Raw genomic sequence first — 6,000 nt, forward strand, 5'->3', positions numbered from 1 at the left:
AGCGGGAACAAGCGGATAAGCAGTCCAAATCAACTACCTGAAAATAATAGGAAATCTCCGGTTGCCCTGATGAATCAAAGGCTGTTGGACGATGGTACGGCAGCACGGTGCTGTTGGTTCAAACGGAGATCGAAAATGACAAACGCAATGGAACTGCTCAAGTCGGCTGCAACTGTGGGTCAGGTTGGTGCTGCTAATCCAATGGATATTTTCTTTGGCAAACTGGTCGCTCAGATCGACATGGCAAAGGCCATGGACAACGGCAAAACCTTCAGCAGCCGGAGCCTGTGGTTTCGCAAGCAAGGTGGGGAATGGATCGTCCGTATCGGTCGCAATGGTTTTGAAGTAGCTGGTTCAAAACTGTTCAAGGCTGCGGATTTGGCTGGCGTCGTGGGTGTCTTGGAAGCCGCTGGCGACGTGATCCGCCAGGACAAGGCCCTACAAGGGGTTATCGCGAAGCACTCGGCAGAACGGTCTGAGCGTTTGAAGGCAGGACGCGCAAAGTCGAAGAAGGCAAAATGACAACATCGGATTGGCCAATCCGACTGGAGCCCCGGAGAAATCCGGGGCTTTTCCATGCTTGGTTTTCTGCTCTGTTTGATGCCGCCTTTGACTGGTTCCGATTAAATACCGGGACGACTCTCATACCCAAGGCATCCCATGGACTTCTCTTTTATCCCGAATGGGTTTGCTACGCTGGTACGTGCATTCGCCAAAACGCCACTCGCGTTTATCGGAACCACAATCATCATCATCCTGTTCGCCGCACTGGGCTTTATCGGCTACATGGCTGTGACCAACAAACTCGACGTTTCAGCGTTTGTAGCCCATGCACAGCCAGCGCCTATAGTAGAAGCACAGCGCTTGCAGGAAAGCATTCCGCGTGACGCCACTACATGCGCTGCCATCGATGAGTTAGGCCGCACGTTGAGCGCGGATAGGGCCACATACTGGTCTTTCACCAACGCAACCTACGGGCTCAATCAAGTTTTCTTCAACTACTCGAACCTGACGTGCCCGTTTGTGGGTGAGGGGATCGCGTTCATCCCCGACAACTTCGACAAGGTCAACAACAGCATATTCGCCGAAATCCACGCCGTGTTGTTTCCCGCTCGAAACGAGGTCGCATGTGGGAAGTGGACCCGCGACGACATCAAAAGCACCTATATCCGAGCGCTCATGCGCAGCGTGGGCACAGATGTCGTTTACGATTGTGGAGTGCAGGACCTACGCGGATTTCCCATTGGCAAGATCGTGGTGGCTTGGCACAGCCGGGATGCGGTTCGCGATGACGCTAAAATCCTTGAGACCATCCGACTCACAGCGCTGGATATCGGTCGCGTCAACACGCCGGTCAACCCGCCACCCACACCACCGAACTGAGCGGCATGCGGAATAGCCAGTCCGCCTAAATACCCGACAACACTGGGTATTTTATGGCAATCGACAACGACAAGATGGTCGCTCTACTTGCGGCGTTTAAACAGGACATCGCGTTTTTCGCACAGAGCGTTTTCAAGAGCACGCTTCGCCCCAAGCAGATTGAGTTCGCTGAGGCATTTCAAAACAACAAGCGCATCACGTTTCGCGGTGGAGTTGGCTTCGGCAAAACCCACGTTATGGCGGTTATCGTCTGGTGGGCGCTATTCACCCATAACAACGTGCAGGTCACCATTTTTGGCCCATCCGATGGCCAGATCAAGTCGGGCATCTGGAAAGAACTCGGCATCCTCTATGGCCGAATGGACCCCTTTTTCAAGGCCGAATACGATTACGCTGCCACCAAGATCACCCGCGTAGGGGCGGGATCGAGTGCATTTGCGGAATACCGACTAGCCAACAAAGACAATATCGAGACGGCTCGCGGTATCCACATGACGAACAACTTCGTTCTCGTGGACGAAGCCACAGGTGTTCCCGATGAGGTGTTCACCGTTCTGGGTAACATCTTCACCGATCCCAATCCCAAACTGTGCCTGATTTCCAACCCCTCAAGTGTAACAGGGTTTTTCTACGACACGTGGAAGAACGAGGACGTTTCATCGATCTGGACCAAGGTCCACGGCAAGATGAGCGACAATCCGTTGATGACGGACGAGCAGTTGCGGGAAATGACCATTTCCTACGGCGGCAAGGGCTCGCGCGAATACCTGATCCACGTCGAGGGCGAATTTCCCCTACAAGAAGAAGACGGCATTATCTCGCTGGCCTCCGTAATCTCGGCCATTGATAACGACGATGCAGTTCCAGCGCCGGGTAGCCCAATCGTTTGGGGGCTGGACCCAGCAGGATCAAAGAACGGCGACAGGTCAGTTCTGATCAAGCGCCAGGACAACACCGTTCTGGAAATGCCCATGGAGTTGCGCGGCCTCGATGGCACGCAACTCGCCTACAAAATCCGCGATCTCTATCTCGCGACCCCCAAGTCACAGCAACCCAAAGACATCTGCATTGACGCCAACGGCATCGGGCATGGTGTCTGGTCCATTCTCAAGGACTTTGGCCTGCCGGTCACCGATGTGGTCACGCAGCGCAAGCCAACGAGAAAGGTCAACTTCTATTACAATCTGCGAGCGCAGCTGTGGTGGGAAATGCGGGAGTGGTTCGGCGGCGGCAACGTCTGCATTCCAAACCATGTAGGTCTGCAAGAAGAACTCATTCTTCCAAAATACACCGACGACAGCGGCAAAATCCTCGTTGAAGACAAGAAGTCTATCCGCAAGCGGGGCAAGGCATCGCCCGACTGCGCTGACGCTCTGGCCCTGACCTTTGCCAGTGTCAAAACCCGCCATCAGGGTAAATACGAGTGGAGCAAGCCGATCAAATACGCGGACGTGAAATCGTACGAGTGATCGCAAATATACAACAAAAAGAAGTCCGCAAAGGGCTCATGAAAGGCCGCAATGGCAAGCAAAAAGAAGGCGAGCACGCCTCTAACCGATGATCAAATCACCAGTAAGATTGCCACCAAACTCCGCGATGCCGTTGGCTTTTCCAATGACAACATTTCATACAAGCAGGAACGCGGCCTAGAACTTTACAATCGCGAGCAGTTCGACGGCGACAAGGCACTCGGTGGACGCAGCAAATATGTCAGTCCCGATGTTGCCGAGCGTGTTGACTGGCTAGGCGCGAACCTTCTCAAAATCTTCGACAGTCAAAGCAAGGTGGTCGAGTTTACCGCACAGGGTCCAGAAGACGTTCCTGTTGCCAAGCAGATGACCGACGTTTTGAACGCCATCGTTCGCAACATGAACTCCCACGTGACCATGCTGACGCCGTGGATCAAGAACGGCCTGATTACTGGCTTGGGTATCGTCAACGTGGATTTCTACGAGGACAAATGTTTCACCCCCGCACAGACCCTAAAGGGTGTCAGCGAAGATGCTCTTGTCCAAATGGTTCAGGACGAAGACGACGACAAAATCCAGATCCTAAGCCGCAGCGAACCCTACGACGCAGAAATCCCACCGCAGTTGGCCGCGCAGGGTATCACACCCGACATGCTTGCCCAGATGGGCCAGCCAATGCCGCAGATGCGCGACATCAAAATGCGCAAGCGCAAGAACACGTGGAAGATGCGTATAACCAACGTGAAGCCCGAAGATTTCTTCGTCAGCAAGGACGCCGATTTCGACCAGCAGACCGGCGGCATCAAGGCCCGCATTCAGGGCCACAAATGCGTGATGCCACGCGCTCAACTGCTTGAGATGGGCTTTGACGAAGAACAGGTTGAAAAGGTCACATCGGCCCAAAACTCCACAACCGGCATCGGCATGGAGCGATCCAAGCAGGTGGATTTTGACGAAGGCGTTAGCGATGTCGAGGATGATGTTGACGTGTACGAAGTTTACACGCGCCTGGATATCGACGGCGATGGCTTTCGCGAGCACGTTCACCTGACAATCGCGGGTGATCTCGAAAATGCACCTGTGCTGTTGGCTCAGGAAGAAGTCAGCGAGTTCTACCCCTACGCGGCATTCTGCCCATTCCCGCTGCCCAACACGTTGTTCGGCCATGGCATCGCTGACAAGATCGGTGATGACCAGAAACTAATCAGCCGCATCATGAGAGCGAGCATCGACGGGTTGAACGCCAGCGTAAACCCCATGAAGGTGGTCAATCCTGAGACGGTCAATCTGGACGACCTACTCAATCCTCATCCCGGCAAACTGATCCGTTCGAGTGATCCCACCAACGGCATCAACTACGTGAATGTGCCGTTCTCGGGTGGTCCTGCCATGCAGTTTGTAGACGTGATCAAAAGCAATATCGACTACACAACAGGCGTTGGCGGTCAGATGATGGCCGTAGATGCCAGTGATTTGCAGAATGCAACAGCTACAGCAAGTAGCCAGCGTGCCAATTCCATGCAGTTGCTAGTGGAGCAGGTAGCCCGTTATTTCGCCGACACCGGGTACTCCTACTTGTTCCGCATCATGACGGACTTGCTTGTGCAGAAGCCCGAAGGTGCGCAGGTTCTTATCAGCCGCTTGCTTGGTAATGCCGTTCCCATCACCACGGATAATTGGGACCCGTCGATGGACATGAGCACCAACGTTGCATTTGGTGTGATGAACAAAGACTACAATCAGGCCATGTACACGCAAATCCTGAATTTGCAGATGAACCCGCAGGCACTCAGTGCAGGCGTTAGCACCCCGCAGAACGTCTATCACACAGTGGCGCAGATGGTGGAAAACGCAGGTTTCAAGAACGTGGGTGCGTTCTTCAACGATCCTTCCAAGTTGCCACCCAAGCCGGAACAGCCGCAGCCACCAAGCCCGGAAGAAATTCAGGCCAAGATCGCACAGGCCGGGATCGAGCAGCAGGCGCACGTAGCGGATCAGAAATTCCAACTCGAATTGCTCAAGTTGAAAATGGACGACGACCTAGCACGCGACCAGATGGTTCAAGATCGAGATTTGAAGGCGGCAGAGATAAACGCCAAATACGGGGCACAGGTCAATATCGCAGCCATCCAAGCCGAACAGAACAGCCCCAGCAATGAAATGCAGGCCGACATGGCCCAGTTGGCAGAAATGATGGGCCAGATGCACGGTGCGCAACAAGCGCCGCAACCACAGGCTCCAATGCCACCACAGGGAGCGTAAACAATGAACGAAACCCAACTGATCGCTCGTGGCTTGGAAGCAGACCGCATTTGTTCAAACGAAGTCTATCAGGGCGCGTGGGAGGCAATCCAGCGCGACCTATACAAGGCGTGGGCTGAAAGCCCTCGTGAGGATGTGGCGTATCGCGAACGTCTCCACTTGGAACTCGACGTGTTGGTGCGCTTGAAGGGCAAATTCGCCGGCTACATGGCCGAAGCCGAGATGACCAAGCACAACCAGCAGTTCAATGCGACTGACGGCGCCTGATGAATGCCTTTGCGACCTCTTCGGCATCTCGCTGGTTTGCGTGAGTGCCGGGTAAGGGGATCAACGCTTCGCCATCGACAAGGATGGCACTCTTCGTAACTTGATCGAAGATCACGGTAGGCTTCTGCATCTGCTTTTGTCCGGTCCCGTGCAACTTGTAAACGCAAGCCTTGGAAATGGAAATTGTTCCCGCATTCCGCGCAGAATCCCGACGTTTGAACGCATCTGAGTAAATACGTGCAGACAACCGTTGGAATAACCAGCGGAGCAAAAAGACTAAAGGGAGAAAACCCCAATGGATGACACCAGCAACTCCGGTGACGGAATTGGTTTGTCGCGGGACGATGCCGCAAGCCGCATTATGGGTATCTTGGACACCAGCGATGGTGCAACCGAAACGGATACAAGCAATGCTGAGAACGGTGCCGATGAGGCACTACTACCGTCTGATGACGAAAACGAAAGCACAGAGGAACAAGCCGTTGAGGCCTCCGACGAGCCGGTAGAACACGCAGAAGATGCAGCGGAAGACGCTGAAGAAGACACAAGCCCAACTCTTTCAGAGTATCCATCCGAGGTGAACCGCAGGATTTTTGCTTTTGCGCGTGGTAAATTGGCG

The 6,000-nt window shown here is 54.0% G+C and carries 5 protein-coding genes and 1 pseudogene; all 6 read left to right on the plus strand.

What is annotated here, in order from left to right; translation table 11 throughout:
- Positions 1-135 precede the first annotated feature (135 nt).
- Positions 136-522: a hypothetical protein gene (locus tag EQW76_RS11205; RefSeq protein ID WP_244616954.1), complete on the plus strand. Its 387-nt coding sequence runs from the start codon at positions 136-138 to the stop codon at positions 520-522.
- A 138-nt stretch (positions 523-660) separates the two neighbouring features.
- Entirely contained in the window at positions 661-1,383 is a 723-nt protein-coding gene (locus EQW76_RS11210) for a hypothetical protein (protein ID WP_142824417.1), read from the plus strand.
- Between the two features lie 53 nt (positions 1,384-1,436).
- Positions 1,437-2,852 carry a hypothetical protein gene (locus EQW76_RS11215; RefSeq protein ID WP_142824418.1) on the plus strand — a complete coding sequence of 472 codons (1,416 nt, stop codon included), beginning with the start codon at positions 1,437-1,439 and terminating at the stop codon, positions 2,850-2,852.
- A gap of 51 nt (positions 2,853-2,903) precedes the next feature.
- Positions 2,904-5,114, plus strand: a complete 2,211-nt coding sequence (locus EQW76_RS11220) for a hypothetical protein (protein WP_142824419.1) — start codon at positions 2,904-2,906, stop codon at positions 5,112-5,114.
- Between the two features lie 3 nt (positions 5,115-5,117).
- Positions 5,118-5,381 (plus strand): hypothetical protein, encoded by a 264-nt coding sequence (locus EQW76_RS11225; protein WP_142824420.1) that lies wholly within the window; start codon positions 5,118-5,120, stop codon positions 5,379-5,381.
- Between the two features lie 295 nt (positions 5,382-5,676).
- Positions 5,677-6,000, plus strand: a pseudogene (locus EQW76_RS11230) (hypothetical protein); the annotation flags it as partial.

The organism is Rhizobium sp. rho-13.1, from assembly GCF_007000305.1.
Classification (GTDB): domain Bacteria; phylum Pseudomonadota; class Alphaproteobacteria; order Rhizobiales; family Rhizobiaceae; genus Rhizobium; species Rhizobium rhododendri.

Excerpts from the sequence above, each read along its gene's own strand:
- EQW76_RS11205 (WP_244616954.1), top strand. The coding sequence starts at position 136 with ATGACAAACGCAATGGAACTGCTCAAGTCGGCTGCAACTGTGGGTCAG.
- EQW76_RS11210 (WP_142824417.1), top strand. The coding sequence starts at position 661 with ATGGACTTCTCTTTTATCCCGAATGGGTTTGCTACGCTGGTACGTGCA.
- EQW76_RS11215 (WP_142824418.1), top strand. The coding sequence starts at position 1,437 with ATGGCAATCGACAACGACAAGATGGTCGCTCTACTTGCGGCGTTTAAA.
- EQW76_RS11220 (WP_142824419.1), top strand. The coding sequence starts at position 2,904 with ATGGCAAGCAAAAAGAAGGCGAGCACGCCTCTAACCGATGATCAAATC.
- EQW76_RS11225 (WP_142824420.1), top strand. The coding sequence starts at position 5,118 with ATGAACGAAACCCAACTGATCGCTCGTGGCTTGGAAGCAGACCGCATT.